This is a genomic window from Stutzerimonas sp. LR2, assembly GCF_055755175.1.
Genome location: NZ_JBVTRR010000001.1, coordinates 39,188 through 58,812, shown reverse-complemented (window position 1 = coordinate 58,812; position 19,625 = coordinate 39,188). Strand labels below are relative to the sequence as shown.

Here is a 19,625-nt window from a genome sequence, read left to right as displayed (position 1 = left end):
GGCGCGATGCCGGTCAGGCTGTCTCCGTGCTGGTCAGGCGATAGACCGCCTCCACCACGTCACCGACGGTGCGCACGGCCTTGAACTCCTCGGCGGCAATCTTCTTGCCGGTCTGGCGCTTGATATGGTCGATCAGGTCGACGGCGTCGATGCTGTCGATCTCCAGGTCCTGATAGAGGTTGGCCTCGAGGGTGATGCGCTCGGGTTCGAGTTCGAACAGTTCCACCAGGGCGTCGCGCAGGGTCTGGAAAATCTCGTTACGGCTGTTCACGGCAGATGCTCCTCAGGCGATGGCGCGGCTGGCGCTGACGAAAGCTGCCAGGCTGTCGACGCTGGCGAAATGCTTGCGGGTGTCTTTGGCGTCGGCGTCGATCTTGATACCGAAGCGCTTCTGAATCGCCAGGCCGAGTTCCAGGGCATCCACCGAGTCGAGGCCAAGGCCTTCGCCGAATAAGGGCTGGTCGGCAGCGATGTCGTCCGGGCCGAGGTCTTCCAGACCCAGGGCGTCGATGATCAGTTGCTTGATTTCAAGCGTCAGTTGGCTCATCGAGTGCGAGCTCCTTTATGAAGTGTCGGTGCAGATGGTCGTTAAGGCGGCGCGAGGCGATCGGCGCGGCGCCCAAGGCGGCGAATGCCTGCGGGTCGATGTCGTCGCCCACACGCAGATGAAAGTGAAAGCGCCGCGAGGGGATGCGGTACCAGGGTTCGGCCTTGGTCAGGGTGGTCGGTGTCACGCTGATCACCACCGGCGTCACCAGCCGCGCGCCTCGCAGCGCGATGGCCGCCGCTCCGCGATGGAACTGCGGGGGTTGGCCGGGGGTGGTGCGGGTGCCCTCGGGAAAAATGATCAGCGTCTGACCCTGCTGCAGGGATTCGGCGGCTTCGTCGAGCATCTCGGCGCTGCCGTTGTTGCTGATGTACTGCGCGGCGCGAATCGGGCCGCGGGTGAAGGGGTTGTCCCACAGACTCTGCTTGACCACGCAGTTGGTGTCGCGGATCAGCGCGATCAGCACCACCACGTCGATCAGCGAAGGATGATTGGCGATGATCAGCTGGCCGGGACGCCCCAGCCGCTCGGCGCCTTCGACCTCATAGGTCAGCACGCCGCTGCGGTACATGTACTGCACGAACAGCCAGAATAGCTTGCTTACCGTCTGCCGCGCACGGCGACGATGGGTAGCGGCATCCCCCGGAAGCAGCGAAAGCAGCGGGAATATGATCAGCCGCAGGCACAGGCCGCCGATGCCGAACAGGGCAAACGACAGCCCGGTGGCGATCAGGCGCCACAGCCACGGCGCGTTGGGGCGCTTCAGCGTGTCCGCTGCCAGTTCCATCTGCGCGTTTTCCAGTGATGTGTGAATCGGCTCCGGCCATCGAGCAGCGCCCGAATCAGCTCCAGTGCATGTGGCGTAGATGTCTGCAGGGCGGGCTCGCCGGCCGGCTGCAGCTGCAGCTGCCAGGCGTCGCCAGCGGTCAGTCGCAGCGCCAGCGCGTAGGGAGTCTGGACATCATCGATCCACGGCCGGTAGGCGTCTGGTGGCGTTTCTTCGGCAATCACCAGCAGCACGGCCGGCGCGCCGTCGTTCAACAGAAGCATGGCTTCCAGCACCGCGTGCTCGAGCCCGTCACCTTCGGCGGCGAGGGCCGTCATTTCGCTGGTGTCGCCTTGAAAGATCGACCAGAGACCGATGATCGCATTGTGGACCGACAGGCTGAACTGGGTGGGCGATAGCGGCTGCTGTCCGGCGAGATCGCTGAGCAGGGCGAAATTGCGTGTGGTTTCACCGTGACGCGAGGCATAGACCAGTGGCATCGGCGGCTGATCTTCGACCAGGGGCGCCGCGACGGCGAAGACCATGCGCGCCAGCCGGCTCAAGCGACGACGTTGCATGGCCGGGAGAAAGGACACGTCTGGTTGCGCGTCCGGATCTTCCAGCCAGTCGTTGGCCTGCGCCCAGCGCGCCCAGTCTGTGCGGCAGGCGCGGCCCGGCGCCCAAGCCTGCCACTGCTCGATGTCGAAGCGTATTGCGCTCATGCTTGCGCGGCTCTCGTGGCGAGGCCAGCGCACAGACGTCCGTGTAATGCTTGCATTGGAAGTGCCGCTCGAAAAGTGCGGGCATTATCCAAGTGCCATCAGCGCTAGGCAAACATTGCGATACAGATCCTGATAGGAGGTCGCAAATGTCCGCGGAACTCCGCGTTGCCATGGTTGTCGCGCGGGAGTTGCCCCCTTACCGCACGCCCTGCTGTGCCAGCCAGGCGAGCAGTTGCGGCAGTGGCATGGCACCGCTCTGTCGTGCCACTTCGCGACCGTCACGGAACAGGATCAGGCTGGGAATGGAGCGGATACCGAGCTGTGTCGACAGCTGGGCATTGGCTTCGCTGTCGAGCTTGGCCAGGCGGCAGCGGCCCTGCAGCAGGCGGGCGGCCTGGGCGAAGGTCGGGGCGAAGCTGCGGCAGGGGCCACACCAGCTCGCCCAGACATCCACCAGTAGCGGCAGGTCGCCCTTGATCTGGTTGGCGAATTGGCTCTGTTGCAGCTCGAACGGTTGGTCCGGTAGTGCCTCGGACTTGCAGCGCCCGCAGCGTGGCGCGTCATGTACACGCGCGGCAGGGATGCGGTTGAGGCTGGCGCACTGTGCGCAGGGAACGATCAACGAATCGGTCATGGCGAGGCTCCACGGCGGTATGCCGATAATGTGGAGCCTCGCCGGCGGATATCAAGCCGCGGGCGCTTTCAGCCCCTGGATGCGCTCAGCGCCTGGGCCAGGTCGGCAAGGATGTCGTCGATATGCTCGATGCCGATGGACAGCCGGATCAGATCCTGCGACACACCGGCGCGGGCCAGCTCCTCGGCATTCAGCTGGCGGTGCGTGGTACTCGCCGGATGGCAGGCCAGGGACTTGGCGTCGCCGATGTTGACCAGGCGCACCACAAGCTTGAGTGCATCGATGAACCGTGCGCCGGCCTCCATGCCGCCTTCGATGCCGAAGCAGAGGATCGAGGCCGGCGTACCACCCATGTAGCGGCGTGCCAGTTCGTGTTCGGGATGATCCGGCAGGCCGGCGTACTTGACCCAGGCTACCTGCGGATGGGCCTGGAGGAACTCGGCGACCTTCAGCGCATTCTCGCAATGACGCTCCATGCGCAGCGCCAGGGTTTCCAGCCCCTGCAGGATCAGAAACGAGTTGAACGGGGAAATCGCTGCGCCCATGTTGCGCAGCGGCACCACGCGGCAGCGACCGATGAAGGCGGCCGGGCCGAAGGCCTCGGTGTAGGTGACGCCGTGGTAGGACACATCCGGCGTGTTCAGCAGGGCGAAGCGCTCCTTGTGCTGTGCCCATGGAAATCTGCCGGAGTCGACGACGATGCCGCCGATGCTGGTGCCGTGGCCACCCATGTACTTGGTCAGTGAATGCACGACGATGTCGGCGCCATGCTCGAACGGCCGGCAGAGCATCGGCGTGGCGACTGTGTTGTCGACGATCAGCGGCACACCGTGGCGGTGCGCGGCTTCGGCCAGGGCGGCGAGATCGATGACATTGCCCGCCGGGTTGCCGATGGATTCGCAGAACACCGCCTTGGTGCGATCGTCGATCAGCGCTTCCAGGGCTGCGATGTCATCGTGGGCGGCGAAACGCACCTCGATGCCCTGGCGCGGCAGGGTGTGGGCGAACAGGTTGTAGGTGCCGCCATAGAGTTTGGCCACCGAGACGATGTTGTCGCCCACTTCGGCGATGGTCTGGATGGCGTAGGTAATCGCCGCCATGCCCGAGGCTACGGCCAGTGCAGCCACGCCGCCTTCAAGCGCTGCGACGCGCTGTTCGAGCACGTCGGTGGTGGGATTCATGATGCGCGTGTAGATGTTGCCCGGCACCTTCAGGTCGAACAGGTCGGCGCCGTGCTGGGTGTCATCGAAGGCGTAGGAGGTGGTCTGGTAGATCGGCACCGCCACCGCCCTGGTGGTGGGGTCTGGGCTGTAGCCAGCGTGGATGGCGAGGGTTTCCAGTTTCATGGCGCGCTCCTTTTTCTTGTTCGTCATGGCAAAGGCCCGAGAGCATGAAACTGAACACCTGACCGGTCAATGATCCAGCGCAAGCCTTGCCGTCAAATCGGCGTGAGTGGCCAGAACAGCGGGATCACCAGCGTTCCGACCAGCCAGAGCAGCAGGTTCAGCGGGATGCCGATCTTGAGAAAGTCGGCGAAGCGATAGCCCCCGGCGTTGTAGACGAAGGTATTGGTCTGGTAGCCGATCGGTGTGGCGAAGCTGGCGCTTGCTGCGAACATCACCGCCACCACGAAGGCGCGCGGGTCGACGCCCAGGTGCTGCGCCAGGCCGATGGCGATGGGGGTGATCAGCACCGCCACGGCGTTGTTGGACAGCATCTCGGTGAGCAACGAGGTCAGCAGGTAGATGAACGACAGCATGAACAACGGCCCGGCCCAGGGCGTCACGGTGGTCACGTTCTGTACGATCAGCTGTACCAGACCTACCTTGTCCATGGCGATGCTGATGGCCAGCATGCCGAAGATCAGGCTGAGGATCTTCCAGTCCACGGCCTTGTAGGCGTCCTCGACATCGAGGCAGCGCGTGGCCAGCACCGTGGCGGCGCCGATGATCGCCAGGCCTTCGATCGGCATTACGCCGAAGGCGGCGAGCCCCATCACTGCCAGCGTGGCGATGATGGCGATCGGCGCCTTGTCACGGCGGAACGCGCGTTCCTGTACGGCGTTGAGGCTGATCAGCTCGCCGTTGTCGGCGAAACGCTTGATCTGCGCCGGCGTGCCTTCGACCAGCATGACGTCGCCGAACTGCAGCTGGAAATCATCGAAGTTGCCCTGAATGTTCTCATCCTGGCGGTGCACCGCAAGCACGCTGATGCCATAGCGGGCGGACAGGTCGAGGTCGCGCATCGGCCGGTGGCTGTAGCGCGACCCGCGGCCGACAATGGCTTCGGCGAGAATCACGTCTTCGCTGCTGATGGTCTCGAAGGCATCGCCGCGGTTGAAGGTCAGGTGGCCGCTCTCGCGCAGCTCCACCACATCCTTGACCTGCCCGTGGATCATCAGCAGGTCGCCGGCGCTGAGGACGAAGTCGTGCTCCGGGCGGCTGAACAGCTGGCTGTCGCGGTTCACCTGCAGCACCTGCAGGCCGCTGCCGCCGTTCAGGTTGGCCTCGGCGATGGTCTTGCCGATCACCGGGGAGTTGAGCGGCACGCGCAGTTCGGTCATGAAATTGCGATCCAGGCGCGGGCCGAGCAGTTTGGACAGGGTGTCGCGCTCCGGTAGCAGATGCCTGCCGACCGTCAGCAGGTAGATCATGCCGGCAGCTGCCATGATCAGGCCGGCCGCAGTGATCTCGAACATGCCGAACGGCGCCAGGCCGGCCTTGCGCGCCACGCCATCGACGAGGATGTTGGTGGACGTGCCGATCATGGTTAGCGTGCCGCCGAGAATGGTCGCGTAGGACAACGGAATCAGCAGCTTCGACGGCGTGGTGCCGGCGCGCTTGGCTAGCGAAATCGCCACCGGCGTGAGGATTGCGACCACCGGCGTGTTGTTCAGGCAGGCGGAAATCACCAGCGCGGTGATCGTCAGGCCGAACAGTACGCGGGTAGGGCTGGTGCCAACCAGGTCGCCGAGCCAGGTGCCCAGGGCATCGATACAGCCGGTGCGCTCCAGCGCCGCGGAGATGATGAACATGCAGGCGATCGTCACTGGCGCCGAGTTGGACAGCACGCCGAGCACCTCGCCCGGTGTCAGCAGCTGGGTGGCCAGCAACACCGCCACCGCGATTGCGACGACGATATCCGGGCTCCAGCTCTCCCTGATGAACGCCACCAATACCCAGATCAGCAAGGCGCAGACGAACAACAGCGGCAGCGATTCGGGAAACATGGACATCCTTAAGGTGGCGACGAAGAAGAGCCGAACAGCGGCCCCGCGCGCACGATAGAGAGGTCAGCTTAGAGAGTCCAGAAACCTTTCCTGCTGTTTATATGCGATCTGGTTATTAGCAGGCGGTGGCAGTAGCCGGCACTGCAGCGCGACAGCTGTAGGGCAGACCTGGTGTCCTGCACAAATGAAAAAGCCGCGCAATGCGCGGCTTTGAAGGTGGTGGGCCCACACGGACTCGAACCGTGGACCAAAGGATTATGAGTCCTCTGCTCTAACCAACTGAGCTATAGGCCCCCAGAAGGCCGGCGGATTATAACGGCGGATGACAGTGGCGCCAATCGAAGCGCCCTGTTTGATAGGCATTGGTGAAAAAAGAAACCCCCGGCATGCCGGGGGTTCTGGTCTCACTCGTCGAGGAAGGAGCGCAGGTGCTCGCTTCTCGTCGGGTGGCGGAGCTTGCGCAGCGCCTTGGCTTCGATCTGACGAATGCGCTCGCGGGTGACATCGAACTGCTTGCCGACTTCCTCGAGGGTGTGGTCGGTATTCATGTCGATGCCGAAGCGCATGCGCAGTACCTTGGCTTCACGGGCGGTGAGACCGGACAGTACTTCGCGGGTGGCTTCCTTGAGGCTTTCCACGGTGGCCACGTCGATCGGTGACTGCATGGCCGAATCTTCGATGAAATCGCCCAGGTGCGAGTCTTCGTCGTCACCGATCGGCGTTTCCATGGAGATCGGCTCCTTGGCGATCTTCAGTACCTTGCGGATCTTGTCCTCGGGCATTTCCATGCGCTCGCCAAGCTCTTCGGGCGTGGGCTCGCGGCCCATTTCCTGCAGCATCTGACGGGAGATGCGGTTGAGCTTGTTGATCGTCTCGATCATGTGTACCGGGATGCGGATGGTCCGCGCCTGGTCGGCAATGGAGCGAGTGATCGCCTGGCGAATCCACCAGGTGGCGTAAGTCGAGAACTTGTAGCCGCGGCGGTATTCGAACTTGTCCACCGCCTTCATCAGACCGATGTTGCCTTCCTGGATCAGGTCGAGGAACTGCAGGCCGCGGTTGGTGTACTTCTTGGCGATGGAGATCACCAGGCGCAGGTTGGCCTCGACCATCTCCTTCTTCGCACGGCGGGCCTTGGCCTCACCAATGGACATGCGGCGATTGATGTCCTTGATGTCGGCGATGGCGAGTTCGCACTGCTGTTCCAGTTCGATGAGCTTCTGCTGGCAGCGCTGAATCTCTTCCTTGCGGTTGCCGATGGCTTCGGCGTACTTGCTCTTGCCTGCAGCCAGTTGCTCGGCCCAGTCGAGATTGGTCTCGTTGCTCGGGAACTGACGCAGGAAGTCGGCGCGCGGCATGCGGGCATCACGCACGCACAACTGCATGATGGCGCGTTCCTGAGCACGGATCTGGTTCAGGGCATCACGCACGCGCTCGACCAGGGCATCGTACTGCTTGGGCACGAGCTTGATCGGCATGAACAGGGTGGCGAGGGCTTCGAGCTCCTCGGTGGCCTGCTGGCTGGCGCGGCCGTGCTTCTTAAGGGCCTTGTTGGCTTTCTCAAGCTGTTCGGCGACCGCGCCGAAGCGCACGCGCGCAACTTCCGGATCGGGCCCGCCGTCGCCTTCTTCTTCCTCGGTATCCGACTCTTCTTCTTCGTCGTCGTCCTTGTCGTCGACTACCGGCTTGGCCGTGGTCTGCGGCGTTTCCGGCTCGACTTCCTGCGGTGCGGCAGCACCGTCGTCGTCGGGGTCGATGTAGCCGCTGAGGATGTCGGACAGGCGACCGCCTTCGTTCGTCACGCGCTCGTAGTCGGCGAGGATGCTGTCGACGGTGCCAGGGAAGTGGGCGATCGCGCTCATGACTTCGCGAATGCCTTCCTCGATGCGTTTGGCGATTTCGATCTCGCCTTCGCGGGTCAGCAGTTCGACGGTGCCCATCTCGCGCATGTACATGCGCACTGGGTCGGTGGTGCGGCCGATATCGGTCTCGACCGCGGCGAGTGCGGCTGCGGCCTCTTCGGCTGCGGCTTCATCGGTATCGGCTTCGGCCAACAACAGGGCATCGGCATCCGGAGCGGTCTCGAATACGTTGATGCCCATGTCGTTGATCATGCGAATGATGTCTTCCACCTGTTCCGGATCGGAAATATCCTCCGGCAGGTGGTCGTTGACCTCGGCGTAAGTCAGGTAACCCTGCTCACGGCCACGCTGGATCAACTCTTTGAGGCGGGACTGCTGTTGCGCTTTTCCGGACATATAACCCTATCCACTGAAGGTTCTGGCGGGCTGAAAACAAGCTGAGCATTATAGCCGAGCTAGGACCTCACGCGCCAGTTGAGGTCGGTGTAGCGGGTATTGCGTTGCGGCTCAATAGGTTACGCAGTTGGTCTTTTTCCTCTGCGCTGAGTTCACCCTGGCGAGCCTTGCGCAGCAGGCTTTCGAGGCGCCGTTCCCGCTGTCTGGCGGCAAGGCTATTAATGGTGTCGAAAAACTGCTGTTCAAGGTTATCGGCAGAGATCAGCCATTCTTTCTCTGCAAGTGCGCGTAAAAGTCGTCCCTGATCGGTGCCGTGCCACCTAGCGATCAGCTGCAGGCTGCGCAGCTTGGGGTTTTTCTGCAGGGTGCCGAGCAGCGCTACCAGCAGTTGGGCATAGGTATCGTCTTCTGCGGCGAAATGGCTGACGTCTTCGACCTTTTGCGCCAGCTCCGGGTGGTGCAGCAGGGTGCGCAGGGTGGTCAGTGCCGGAGGCTCGACCGTGGCGGGTGTGCGCGGCCCGCGTGGCATTAAGTCTGGACCCTGGCCGTTTTTTTTCCAGTCCTTTTTCCACTCTTTCTTGCCTGGCTTGCCTGGCTTGCCGTTGCGCGGTTGCGGCTGCACGGGTTCCGGTGGCTCGAAGTGGTCGGGCTCGCCGTAGGCCGGGCTGGCGTCGTAGTAGGTGTAGTCGTCGGAGGTCGGCGTGCTGCTGGGCGCGGATGCGGGCGCGGCGGCCATGTGCTGCAGCGCCTCGCCGTTGAGCCCGGTGATCTCGGCCAGGCGCTGACGCATCAGTGCGCGTAGGTTGTTGCCCGGTATCTTTTCGATGAGCGGTGCGGCCAGTGTCGCCAGATGCGCCTTGCCTTCCAGGGAGCGCGGATCGGCTTCTTCACTCAGCTGCTGGAAGAAATAGTCGGCCAGTGGTTGCGAGTGCTGCTGTATGCGGGCGCGAAAGGCGTCGGTGCCCTCGGCGCGGACCAGGGTGTCCGGATCTTCGCCGTCCGGCAGGAACAGAAAGCGGGCGCGGCGCCCGTCCTGAAGGTTCGGCAATGTAGCCTCCAGTGCGCGCCAGGCAGCCTTGCGTCCGGCGGCGTCCCCGTCGAAGCAGAACAGCACGCTGGGAACGATGCGGAACAGGCGTTTGAGGTGTTCCTCGCTGGTGGCGGTGCCCAGGGTGGCGACGGCATTGCGCAGACCTTGCTGGGCCAGGGCAATGACGTCCATGTAGCCCTCGACCACCATGATCTCGTCGAGATCGCGGTTGGCCTGGCGCGCTTCGTAGAGGCCGTAGAGCTCCTGACCCTTGTGGAATACCGGGGTCTCCGGCGAGTTGAGGTACTTGGGCTTGTCGTCGCCCAGCACCCGACCGCCGAAGGCGATCACCCGACCACGGCTGTCGCGGATGGGAAACATCACGCGGTCGCGAAAGCGGTCGTAGCGCTTGCCGTTCTCGGCGTTCTCGATCAGCAGGCCGGCATCGATCAGCGCCTTCTGCTGAAGGGCGTCGCCGCCGAGGTGCTTCATCAGGTTGTCCCAGCCGGGCGGTGCGAAGCCCAGGCCGAAGTCGCGGGCGATGACGCCGGACAGCCCGCGTCCCTTGAGGTACTCCACCGCGGCCTTGCGCGTCGGATGGCTTTTCAGCGCCTGGCGGTAATAGTCGGCGGCGGCGGCGAGCAGTGGGTAGAGTGGCGAATCGACCGGCTGGCGGGGCTTGTGCTTGCGCCCACTGTCCTCGCGTGGAACTTCCATGCCGGCGCGCTTTGCCAGCTCTTCGACCGCCTGGGGGAAGTCCAGCTGGTCGTGGTCCATGACGAAGCCGAGGGCGTTGCCGCCGGCACCGCAGCCAAAGCAGTAGTAGAACTGTTTGTCCGGGCTGACGCTGAAGGACGGCGTCTTTTCCTTGTGGAACGGGCAAAGGGCGCTGTAGTTCTTGCCGGTCTTCTTCAGCTGGATGCGCGAACCGACCACTTCGACGATGTCGGAGCGGTTGAGCAGGTCATCGATGAACGATTGGGGGATCAGTCCGGCCATAGGGGTATCAGATTACGCTCGCAAAGCATGCGCCGGAAATGAAAAAACTCCGGCCTTTCGCCGGCTGGCGAAGCGGAGTCTGCATGCAATGCAAAACCCGGCCGAAGCCGGGTTTGATGCGACGTCAGCTGTACTGGATCAGTACAGGCGGACGCTACGGCGCTGCTCGCGCTGCACTTTCTTGGCGTGACGCTTGACTGCGGCAGCAGCCTTGCGCTTGCGCTCGGCAGTCGGCTTCTCGTAGAACTCGCGCGAACGGACTTCGGCCAGAACGCCGGCTTTTTCGCAGGAGCGCTTGAAGCGACGCAGTGCTACGTCGAAGGGTTCATTCTCTTTAACTTTGACAGCGGGCATCCAGGACTTACCTTCACTTGATTACCGGTGGCAACGCGCTTCGGCAATGACTCGCAAGCACGCTGGTTTTAAGGGTTGCGGATGTTACCCGCTCCAATGGCGGAATGCAAAGCCCCTGATCGAAAAGCGCTGGTCGGTCGGACGGCCCGACGATTAATATGCACGGCTTCATTCGCCTTCCGGAAGGTTGAACCCATGCTGGTGCTGGGGTTGGAAACGTCCTGCGACGAAACGGGTGTCGCGCTTTATGACAGCGAGCGGGGCCTGCTGGCCGACGCGCTATTCAGCCAGATCGACCTGCATCGCGTCTATGGCGGCGTGGTGCCGGAGCTGGCTTCCCGTGATCACGTGAAACGCATGCTGCCGCTGATCCGTCAGGTGCTGGCCGAGGCCGGCCGCGAGGCGGGGCAGGTCGACGCGGTGGCCTATACGGCCGGCCCAGGCCTGGTCGGTGCCCTGCTGGTCGGTGCGTCCTGTGCTCAGGCGCTGGCGCTGGCCTGGGGCGTGCCGGCGGTCGGCGTGCATCACATGGAAGGTCATCTGCTGGCGCCGATGCTCGAAGCGCAGCCTCCGGCGTTTCCGTTCGTCGCCTTGCTGGTGTCTGGCGGGCATACGCAGCTGGTGCGTGTGGATGGCATCGGCCGCTACGAGCTGCTCGGCGAATCGGTGGACGATGCCGCTGGCGAGGCGTTCGACAAGACCGCCAAGCTCATGGGCCTGCGCTACCCGGGCGGACCGGAGATCGCACGGCTGGCCGAGCAGGGCACGCCGGGACGCTTCGTCTTCCCGCGCCCGATGACCGACCGGCCGGGGCTGGACTTCAGCTTCAGTGGGTTGAAGACCTTCACGCTCAATACCTGGCAGCAGTGCCGCGATGCCGGCGACGACGGCGAGCAGACTCGCTGCGACATCGCGCTGGCCTTCCAGCAGGCGGTGGTGGAGACGCTGACCATCAAGTGCCGACGGGCGCTGAAGCAGACCGGGCTGAAATCGCTGGTCATCGCTGGAGGGGTCAGTGCCAACCAGTCGCTGCGTCAGTCGCTGGAAGCGATGCTTGCCGAACTCAAGGGGCAGGTGTTCTATGCGCGGCCACGTTTCTGCACCGACAACGGCGCAATGATCGCCTACGCTGGCTGTCAACGCCTGCTGGCGGGCCAGCATGATGGGCCGGCGATCGCCGTGCAGCCACGCTGGTCAATGGAGACGCTGCCGGCGATCTGAACGGCATCGACCTAGAAGTGCCTCTCCCGGCCAGCGAACAGATCGCGCACATTGCTGCGGTGACGCCAGACTATCAGCGTTGCCAGCAGGCTCATCGGCAGCAGCGCACCGGGCTGCTGCCAGGCCAGCAGCGGCAGGCAGAGCGGCAGGGCGATCAGGGCTGCCAGCGAGCTGGTGCGGGTCATGCGGAATACCAGGAGCCAGGCGGCGATGGCCAACAGCGCGGCCGGCGGGTAGAGCGCGAGCAGGGCGCCGGCGGCGGTCGCCACGCCCTTGCCGCCGCGAAAACGGAAGTACAACGGATAGAGATGGCCGCATACCGCCGCCAGACCGATCCAGGCCTGCTGCTGGACGCTCATGTCCAGCGAGGCGGCCAGCAGGACGGGCAGCAAGCCCTTGAGCAGATCGCCGAACAGCGTGCAGATCGCCAGGCGCTTGCCTGCCAGACGAAGCATATTGGTGGCGCCGGGATTACCGGAGCCGCCGGCACGTGGGTCGGGTATTCCGGCCAGGCGGCTGAGCAGTATGGCGAATGACAGCGAGCCGATCAGGTACGCGAGCAAGGTCAGCAGCCAGAACATGGAATCCATCCGGGGCAGGGAGTCCCTGAGTCTAACGGCGCGTTTCGAGCTTGTCGTGCCGCAGGAGAACGTTGCGTGGATACAGTCTTCATCGAAGGCCTGGAAGTGGATACGGTGATCGGCGCCTATGATTGGGAGCGCGGCATCCGGCAGTGCCTGCAGTTGGACCTGACGCTGGGCTGGGACATCCGTCCGGCGGCGCGGAACGACGAGCTGGACAAGGCGTTGGACTATGCCAAGGTCGCGGCGGCCATCGATCAGTTCGCCGCCGAGGCGCGCTTCGAGCTGGTCGAGACCTTCGCCGAACGCCTGGCGCAGCGCCTGATGAGCGAGTTCGGCATTCTCTGGCTGCGCCTGCGGGTCACCAAGCCCGGCGTCAATGCGCGCGCCCGTGCGCTGGGCGTGGAGATCGAACGCGGATGTCGCTAACTCCGGTGCTGCTCGGCCTGGGCAGCAATGTCCAGCGTGAGCCCCATCTGCATGCCGGCCTCGATGCGCTGGCCGAGCTGCTGGTGAACATGCGTTGTTCGCCGGTGTTCGAGAGTCTGGCTGTGGGCTACAAGGGCGACAACTTCTACAACCTCGTGGTCGCCGGCGATACCGAGCTGCCGCTGACCGAACTGGACCGGCGGCTCAAGTTCATCGAGGCGGACAACGGGCGTTACGCGCCGGATCGCAAGGGATTGCCACTGGATATCGACGTGCTGCTCTATGGCGAGCTGGTCGGCAATTTCCACGGTTTGCTGCTGCCGCGTGCGGAGATTCTCAAGAACGCCTTCGTGCTCTGGCCGCTGGCGCTGCTGGCCCCGACCGTACGGCACCCGGCCGCGGACGCCAGCTTTGCCGAGCTGTGGGCGCAATCGACCATCGACCAACAGCTCTGGCCGGTGCCCTTCCAGTGGCGCGGCGCGGAGCTCACGCCCCCGGAGCTGGTCCGCGCCCACCCGCCGCGTTGTGCCTGACTAGCCGTTATTCGCGTTCTGCTGGCAATGCCGCCGCAGCGCCTCGAGTCGGGCAGCGGCGAGTGCCTTGCCCAGTTCGGCGCCCTGGTGGCCTTGTTCCAGCAGCGGTTTGATCGCGACGTCACGAGCTGTTTTCGCCGCCGCCCGCAGGTAGTCGACCTGGGGTAAGGGTTGCGCGGCGCCGTCTGCCGGGGCGGTCATTTCGCAGGCCGCGATGAAGTGCTCGAAGCGTTCCGGGCGGCGATAGATATCGAAGTGCTGCAGCATGTCTAGCAATGCCTCTGCGGGCAGCGTGCGTGCATCGAGTGCGTCCTGATGGTAGCGGCCGAACAGCATCGCCAGTTCCTGGCAATCCCGCGGCGCCTTGCAGCGCTGGTTCAGGGCGGCGATGGCCTGCAGGCGTGCCTCCTGGCTGGCGGCTGGTCCGGCGCTGCCGAGCAGCAGGCAGGCCCAGCGTACCGGCAGTGGCTGGGCGTGCTTCGCACAGCGCCGCAGTGCGCCGAGCAATGCTTCGCCATATGCGCTCTGCTCCTCGAAACTGGCAGCCAGTTCGGGGAACAGCTCCGGTAGGGCGTGACAGGCTTGCAGTACCTGAATGAAGACATCCGGGCGCGGCTCCATCAAGGCGCGGGAGATCTCCTTCCAGCTGCGTTCGGCGGTGAGTGCCGACAGCTCGCCGGAGCGCGCCAGCTGACGCATCAGCTCAAGGGTTTCGTCGGCGATGCGGAAGCCGAGCTCGGCGTAACGCGCGGCGAAGCGCGCCACGCGCAGCACTCGCAGCGGGTCTTCGGCGAAGGCCGGCGACACGTGGCGCAGCAGTCGGGCCTGCAGATCACGCTGGCCGCCGTAGGGGTCGATCAATTGCCCCTGCTCGTCTTCGGCAATGGCATTGATGGTGAGGTCGCGTCGCTGCAGATCCTCCTCGAGGGTGACCTCGGGGCTGGCATGGAAGGTGAAGCCGCCATAACCGCGGCCGCTCTTGCGCTCGGTACGGGCCAGGGCGTACTCCTCGCCGCTCTGCGGATGCAGGAACACCGGAAAGTCTGCGCCCACCGGGCGAAAGCCCTGGGCCTGCATTACCTCCGGGGTGGCGCCGACCACCACCCAGTCCACTTCACTGACCGCGCGCCCCAACAGGCGATCACGCACCGCGCCGCCGACTTTGTAGATCTGCATAACCACCTCCGTAGGCGCGGAGGATAAAGGATATCGGCCGTATGGCCACAGATTGGTGCTGAGGAAGGGGCCGCGGGCGTTGCCCGCGACGTCGGTCAGGCGAAGTTCATGCCGGGGAAGCGGCTGTCGGTCTCCGCCTCGTTGCTGGCGCGAGGGGGCATGTGATGGGTGTTGACCAGCTTGTCGTCCTGCATCGATTGCAGGTGCACGTCGAACCCCCACAGCCGGTGCAGATGCTTGAGTACCTCGTCGGTGGATGCGCCCAGCGGCTTGCGGTCATGCTGCATGTGACGCAGGGTCAGCGAGCGATCACCGCGGCGATCGACGTTCCACACCTGCACGTTGGGCTCGCGATTACCGAGGTTGTACTGCGCCGCGAGCAGTTCGCGAATGGTGTGGTAGCCACTTTCGTCGTGGATCGCCGGCACCAGCAGTTCGTCCTTGCGGTCGTCGTCGAGAATGCTGAACAGCTTCAAATCGCGGATCACCTTGGGCGAGAGGAATTGCAGGATGAAGCTCTCGTCCTTGAAGTTGTTCATGGCGAATTTCACCGTGGTCAGCCAGTCGCTGCCGGCGATGTCCGGGAACCAGCGCTTGTCCTCTTCGGTCGGGTTCTCGCAGATCCGGCGGATGTCCTGGTACATGGCGAAGCCCAGGGTGTAAGGGTTGATGCCGCTGTAGTAGGGGCTGTCGAAGCCGGGCTGGTAGATGACGCTGGTGTGCGACTGCAGGAACTCCATCATGAAGCCGTCGGTGACCAGTCCTTCGTCGTAGAGGTCATTGAGCAGGGTGTAGTGCCAGAAGGTAGCCCAGCCCTCGTTCATCACCTGGGTCTGGCGCTGCGGGTAGAAGTACTGCGCGATTTTGCGCACGATGCGCACGATCTCCCGCTGCCAGGGTTCCAGCAGCGGCGCATGCTTCTCGATGAAGTAGAGGATGTTCTCCTGCGGCTCCGCCGGGAAGCGCTGGTTCCCGGCCTGCCCGTCGCCCTTGTCGGCGCCCTTGGGAATGGTTCGCCAGAGATCGTTGATCTGCCGCTGCAGATGCTCCTCGCGGTCCTTCTGCCGGCGCCGTTCTTCCTCGGCAGAGATGGGGTAGGGGCGCTTGTAGCGGTCGACGCCGTAGTTCATCAGCGCGTGGCACGAGTCGAGCAGGTCTTCCACCGCATCGATGCCGTGGCGTTCCTCGCACTGCATGATGTACTGCTTGGCGAACACCAGGTAGTCGATGATCGAGCTGGCGTCGGTCCAGGTGCGGAACAGGTAGTTGCCCTTGAAGAAACTGTTGTGGCCGTAGCTCGCATGGGCAATCACCAGTGCCTGCATGCACATGGTGTTCTCTTCCATGAGGTAGGCAATGCAGGGGTCGGAGTTGATCACGATCTCGTAGGCCAGCCCCATCTGGCCACGCTTGTAGTGCTTTTCGGTATGCAGGAACTGCTTGCCGTAGGACCAGTGGTGATAGCCCAGCGGCATGCCCACCGACGCATAGGCGTCCATCATCTGCTCGGCGGTAATCACCTCGATCTGGTTCGGATAGGTATCCAGCGCGTAGCGTTCGGCGATGCGGCCGATCTCGCGGTCGTACTGCCGGATCAGGTCGAAGGTCCATTCCGAGCCGGTGGAAATGGGCTGTCGTTTCATGCTGCACACCTCAGCTGGTCATGCGCCGCTGGAAGAGTTCGCGGAACACCGGATAGATGTCCGCGGCGCTCACCAGTTGCTGTTGGGCGAACGCATCGGAAAAGGCTTCGGCGACTTGGTTGTATTCGTACCAGAGCGCCTGGTGTTCGCGCGGGGTGATTTCGACGTAGGTGAAGTACTGCACGAACGGCATGATCTGGTTGATCAGGATATCGCGGCACAGCGGCGAATCGTCGTTCCAGTTGTCGCCGTCGGAAGCTTGCGCGGCGTAGATGTTCCATTCGTTGGCCGGATAACGCTCGGCCATGATCTCCTGCATCATCTTCAGCGCGCTGGAAACGATGGTGCCGCCGGTTTCGCGTGAGTAGAAGAACTCTTCCTCGTCCACTTCCTTGGCGCTGGTGTGGTGGCGAATGAATACCACGTCGATCTTGTCGTAGTTCCGCTTGAGGAACAGGTACAACAGGATGAAGAAGCGCTTGGCGATGTCCTTGGTGGACTGGGTCATCGAACCGGAAACGTCCATCAGGCAGAACATCACCGCCTTCGAACTGGGGTTGGGATGCTTGACCAGCAGGTTGTACTTGAGATCGAAGGTGTCCAGAAATGGCACGCGGTTGATGCGCGCCTTGAGCCGTTCGATCTCTTCTTCGGCAGCCTTGATGTCGCCGAAATTGTGCGGCTCCTCCAGGCGCAGCCGTTCCAGCTCGGCCTTCAGCGCCCTGAGCTGGGCACGGCTGCTGCCCGATAGCGCAATGCGGCGGGCATGGGCCGAACGCAGGGTGCGGACGATGTTGATGCGCGACGGGTTGCCTTCGTTGGCGATGCCGGCGCGTACCGTCTTGAAGGTGTCCGTGCCGGTAAGGTGACGCTTGACCAGGTTGGGCAGCTCCAGGTCCTCGAACATGAAGTCGAGAAACTCCTCCTGGGTGATCTGAAAGACGAAGTCGTCCATGCCTTCGCCGCTGTTGCTGGCCTGGCCTGCGCCTTGCCCACCGCCGCCACCCTGCGGCCTTGGGATGCGCTCGCCGGCGACAAACTCTTTGTTGCCGGGGTGGACGATGGTCTGGCGTCCGCCGCGGCCGTGGTGAAGTACCGGCTCATCGATGTCGCGTCCGGGGATGCTGATCTGTTCGCCATGTTCCATATCGGTGATGGAACGACGGCCAACGGCTTCCTCCACCGCTTTCTTGATGTGCCCACGGTACCGCTGCAGGAAGCGCTGGCGGTTCACCGTGCTTTTGTTCTTGCCATTCAGGCGACGGTCGATCACGTAGCTCATAGGCCCTCCGGGCTAGGCTGAAAAGCATAGACCCGAAGCCGGAAGCGGAGCGTTCCGTTCCCGGCTTCAGGCTTCCAGCCGCTTACTGCGATTTACGCACCCGCAGATACCACTCGGAGAGCAGGCGAACCTGCTTCTCGGTATAGCCGCGCTCAACCATGCGCACGACGAAATCGTTGTGCTTCTTCTGGTCTTCCTTGCTGGCCTTGGCGTTGAAGCTGATGACCGGCAGCAGGTCCTCGGTGTTGGAGAACATCTTCTTCTCGATCACCACGCGCAGCTTCTCGTAGGACAGCCACGACGGGTTCTTGCCGTTGTTGTTGGCGCGGGCGCGCAGCACGAAGTTGACGATCTCGTTGCGGAAATCCTTCGGGTTGCTGATGCCGGCTGGCTTCTCGATCTTTTCCAGCTCCTCGTTGAGCGCCACGCGGTTGAGGATTTCGCCGGTCTCCGGATCGCGGTATTCCTGATCCTGAATCCAGAAGTCGGCGTACAGCACGTAGCGATCAAAGATGTTCTGCCCGTACTCGCTGTACGACTCGAGGTAGGCGGTCTGGATCTCTTTGCCGATGAACTCGATGTAGCGCGGCGCCAGGTACTCCTTGATGAAGCGCAGGTAGCGCTCGCGCACCTCGGCGGGGAACTGTTCCTGCTCGATCTGCTGCTCCAGCACGTAGAGCAGGTGCACCGGGTTCGCGGCGATCTCGTGGGGGTCGAAGTTGAACACCTTGGAAAGAATCTTGAAGGCGAAACGGGTGGAAAGCCCGTTCATGCCCTCGTCGACGCCGGCGGCATCGCGGTATTCCTGGATCGACTTGGCCTTGGGATCGGTGTCCTTGAGGTTCTCGCCGTCATAGACGCGCATCTTTGAATAGATGTTGGAGTTCTCTGGCTCCTTCAGGCGCGACAGCACCGAGAACTGCGCCAGCATCTTCAGCGTGTCCGGCGCGCAATGAGCTCTGGACAGCGAGCTATTGGCCAGCAGCTTGTCGTAGATCTTGATCTCATCCGAGACGCGCAGGCAGTACGGCACCTTGACGATGTAGATGCGGTCGATGAAGGCCTCGTTGTTCTTGTTGTTGCGGAAGCTGTGCCACTCCGACTCGTTGGAGTGGGCCAGCAGGATGCCGCTGTAGGGAATCGCGCCCAGGCCCTCGGTGCTGTTGTAGTTGCCCTCCTGAGTCGCGGTCAGCAGCGGGTGCAAGACCTTGATCGGCGCCTTGAACATCTCGACGAATTCCATAAGGCCCTGGTTGGCCCGGCACAGCGCGCCCGAGTAGCTGTAGGCGTCGGCATCGTTCTGCGGGAATTCCTCGAGCTTGCGGATATCCACCTTGCCCACCAGCGAAGAGATGTCCTGGTTGTTCTCGTCACCCGGCTCGGTCTTGGCCACGGCGATCTGGTTGAGTATCGACGGGTAGAGCTTGACCACGCGGAACTTGGAAATGTCGCCGCCGAATTCCTGCAGGCGCTTGGTGGCCCAAGGCGACATGATCGAGTTCAGGTAGCGCGGCGGGATGCCGTAGTCCTCCTCGAGGATCTGCGCGTCCTCCACCGGGTTGAACAGCCCCAACGGCGATTCAAAGACCGGCGAGCCCTTGATGGCGTAGAAGGGCACGCGTTCCATCAGTTGCTTGAGCTTTTCGGCCAGCGACGACTTGCCGCCGCCCACCGGGCCGAGGAGATAGAGGATCTGCTTCTTCTCTTCCAGGCCCTGTGCGGCGTGGCGGAAGTAGGAGACGATCTGGTCGATGCATTCCTCCATGCCATGGAAGTCCTCGAAGGCCGGATAACGGCGGATCACCTTGTTGGAGAAGATGCGCGACAGTCGTGGGTCGGTGGAAGTGTCCACCAGTTCGGGCTCGCCGATCGCCATCAGCAGGCGCTCGGCCGCGCTGGCGTAGGTTCGTGGGTCCGCCTTGCACAGATCGAGGTATTCCTGGAGTGAATATTCCTCCTGGCGGGTCGCTTCGAAACGTTGCTGGAAGTGGCTGAAAATGCTCATGACTTCACCTCGATCGATGCACGAATAGGCGCGTCATCAGGCACTCTGGAGCACGGCCGAAGTGGCGGCCAGTGGAGTTCCCCCGAACACCTAATGGTCGAAACCCTGAATTCCGTCAGCCGTTTCCCGGCTTCATTTATTTGGATGGCCTGAACTCAAGGATAGTTCGGATTCGGCAAGGTCAAGGTGCGCGAGGGGTTTTCGGCGCTGCCGTTC

18 protein-coding genes and 1 tRNA gene are annotated in these 19,625 nt (G+C 63.3%); 3 read left to right on the top strand and 16 right to left on the bottom strand.

From position 1 onward, the window contains the following. Positions 1-13: 13 nt before the first annotated feature. The 11 genes from ACVRRC_RS00285 to rpsU all read right to left on the bottom strand — a co-directional run bounded on the left by ACVRRC_RS00285 (position 14) and on the right by rpsU (position 10,539). A complete protein-coding gene (locus tag ACVRRC_RS00285) occupies positions 14-271 on the bottom strand; it encodes an acyl carrier protein (RefSeq protein WP_019405658.1) in 258 nt (85 codons plus the stop codon). A gap of 12 nt (positions 272-283) precedes the next feature. After that, complete coding sequence (locus tag ACVRRC_RS00280) at positions 284-547, bottom strand: phosphopantetheine-binding protein (RefSeq protein WP_048328508.1); 264 nt, start codon at positions 545-547, stop codon at positions 284-286. Then, a complete protein-coding gene (locus ACVRRC_RS00275) occupies positions 528-1,334 on the bottom strand; it encodes a lysophospholipid acyltransferase family protein (protein WP_472996484.1) in 807 nt (268 codons plus the stop codon). The genes ACVRRC_RS00280 and ACVRRC_RS00275 overlap by 20 nt, the downstream gene beginning before the upstream one ends. Continuing rightward, positions 1,310-2,035, bottom strand: coding sequence for a beta-ketoacyl synthase chain length factor (locus tag ACVRRC_RS00270; protein WP_427756428.1), 726 nt, complete (start codon positions 2,033-2,035; stop codon positions 1,310-1,312). The genes ACVRRC_RS00275 and ACVRRC_RS00270 overlap by 25 nt, the downstream gene beginning before the upstream one ends. A 196-nt stretch (positions 2,036-2,231) precedes the next feature. Continuing rightward, positions 2,232-2,669, bottom strand: a complete 438-nt coding sequence (trxC, locus tag ACVRRC_RS00265; protein ID WP_472996483.1) for a thioredoxin TrxC — start codon at positions 2,667-2,669, stop codon at positions 2,232-2,234. 68 nt (positions 2,670-2,737) lie between these two features. Then, the gene (locus ACVRRC_RS00260; RefSeq protein ID WP_079328128.1) at positions 2,738-4,015 is read right to left on the bottom strand and encodes a bifunctional O-acetylhomoserine aminocarboxypropyltransferase/cysteine synthase; all 1,278 of its coding nucleotides are present in this window, start codon (positions 4,013-4,015) and stop codon (positions 2,738-2,740) included. A gap of 92 nt (positions 4,016-4,107) precedes the next feature. Next, positions 4,108-5,898: an SLC13 family permease gene (locus ACVRRC_RS00255; RefSeq protein WP_013981665.1), complete on the bottom strand. Its 1,791-nt coding sequence runs from the start codon at positions 5,896-5,898 to the stop codon at positions 4,108-4,110. A 217-nt stretch (positions 5,899-6,115) separates the two neighbouring features. Further along, a tRNA-Ile gene (locus tag ACVRRC_RS00250) sits at positions 6,116-6,192 on the bottom strand. A 110-nt stretch (positions 6,193-6,302) separates the two neighbouring features. Continuing rightward, a complete protein-coding gene (gene rpoD, locus ACVRRC_RS00245) occupies positions 6,303-8,156 on the bottom strand; it encodes an RNA polymerase sigma factor RpoD (protein ID WP_472996482.1) in 1,854 nt (617 codons plus the stop codon). A gap of 67 nt (positions 8,157-8,223) precedes the next feature. Beyond that, complete coding sequence (dnaG, locus tag ACVRRC_RS00240; protein WP_472996481.1) at positions 8,224-10,185, bottom strand: DNA primase; 1,962 nt, start codon at positions 10,183-10,185, stop codon at positions 8,224-8,226. Positions 10,186-10,323: 138 nt separating this feature from the next. Then, positions 10,324-10,539, bottom strand: a complete 216-nt coding sequence (gene rpsU / locus ACVRRC_RS00235; RefSeq protein ID WP_003290642.1) for a 30S ribosomal protein S21 — start codon at positions 10,537-10,539, stop codon at positions 10,324-10,326. 195 nt (positions 10,540-10,734) lie between these two features. Between rpsU and tsaD the strand changes: the two genes are divergently transcribed. Then, complete coding sequence (gene tsaD, locus ACVRRC_RS00230; RefSeq protein ID WP_095461301.1) at positions 10,735-11,760, top strand: tRNA (adenosine(37)-N6)-threonylcarbamoyltransferase complex transferase subunit TsaD; 1,026 nt, start codon at positions 10,735-10,737, stop codon at positions 11,758-11,760. A gap of 11 nt (positions 11,761-11,771) precedes the next feature. Here the strand turns inward: tsaD and plsY are convergent, their stop codons facing one another. Then, positions 11,772-12,341: a glycerol-3-phosphate 1-O-acyltransferase PlsY gene (gene plsY, locus ACVRRC_RS00225; RefSeq protein ID WP_013981669.1), complete on the bottom strand. Its 570-nt coding sequence runs from the start codon at positions 12,339-12,341 to the stop codon at positions 11,772-11,774. 75 nt (positions 12,342-12,416) lie between these two features. Here plsY and folB point away from each other — a divergent pair, with 75 nt between their 5' ends. Next, positions 12,417-12,770, top strand: coding sequence for a dihydroneopterin aldolase (folB, locus tag ACVRRC_RS00220; RefSeq protein WP_013981670.1), 354 nt, complete (start codon positions 12,417-12,419; stop codon positions 12,768-12,770). Then, positions 12,761-13,303 (top strand): 2-amino-4-hydroxy-6-hydroxymethyldihydropteridine diphosphokinase, encoded by a 543-nt coding sequence (folK, locus tag ACVRRC_RS00215; protein WP_013981671.1) that lies wholly within the window; start codon positions 12,761-12,763, stop codon positions 13,301-13,303. Before folB ends, folK begins: the two co-directional genes overlap by 10 nt. Here the strand turns inward: folK and ACVRRC_RS00210 are convergent, their stop codons facing one another. The 4 genes from ACVRRC_RS00210 to ACVRRC_RS00195 all read right to left on the bottom strand — a co-directional run bounded on the left by ACVRRC_RS00210 (position 13,304) and on the right by ACVRRC_RS00195 (position 19,409). Beyond that, positions 13,304-14,479, bottom strand: a complete 1,176-nt coding sequence (locus ACVRRC_RS00210; RefSeq protein WP_472996480.1) for a multifunctional CCA addition/repair protein — start codon at positions 14,477-14,479, stop codon at positions 13,304-13,306. A gap of 95 nt (positions 14,480-14,574) precedes the next feature. Beyond that, complete coding sequence (locus ACVRRC_RS00205; protein ID WP_017244307.1) at positions 14,575-16,122, bottom strand: SpoVR family protein; 1,548 nt, start codon at positions 16,120-16,122, stop codon at positions 14,575-14,577. 10 nt (positions 16,123-16,132) lie between these two features. Next, complete coding sequence (locus tag ACVRRC_RS00200) at positions 16,133-17,404, bottom strand: YeaH/YhbH family protein (protein WP_011911933.1); 1,272 nt, start codon at positions 17,402-17,404, stop codon at positions 16,133-16,135. Positions 17,405-17,486: 82 nt separating this feature from the next. Further along, positions 17,487-19,409, bottom strand: a complete 1,923-nt coding sequence (locus ACVRRC_RS00195) for a PrkA family serine protein kinase (RefSeq protein ID WP_013981674.1) — start codon at positions 19,407-19,409, stop codon at positions 17,487-17,489. Positions 19,410-19,625 lie beyond the last annotated feature (216 nt).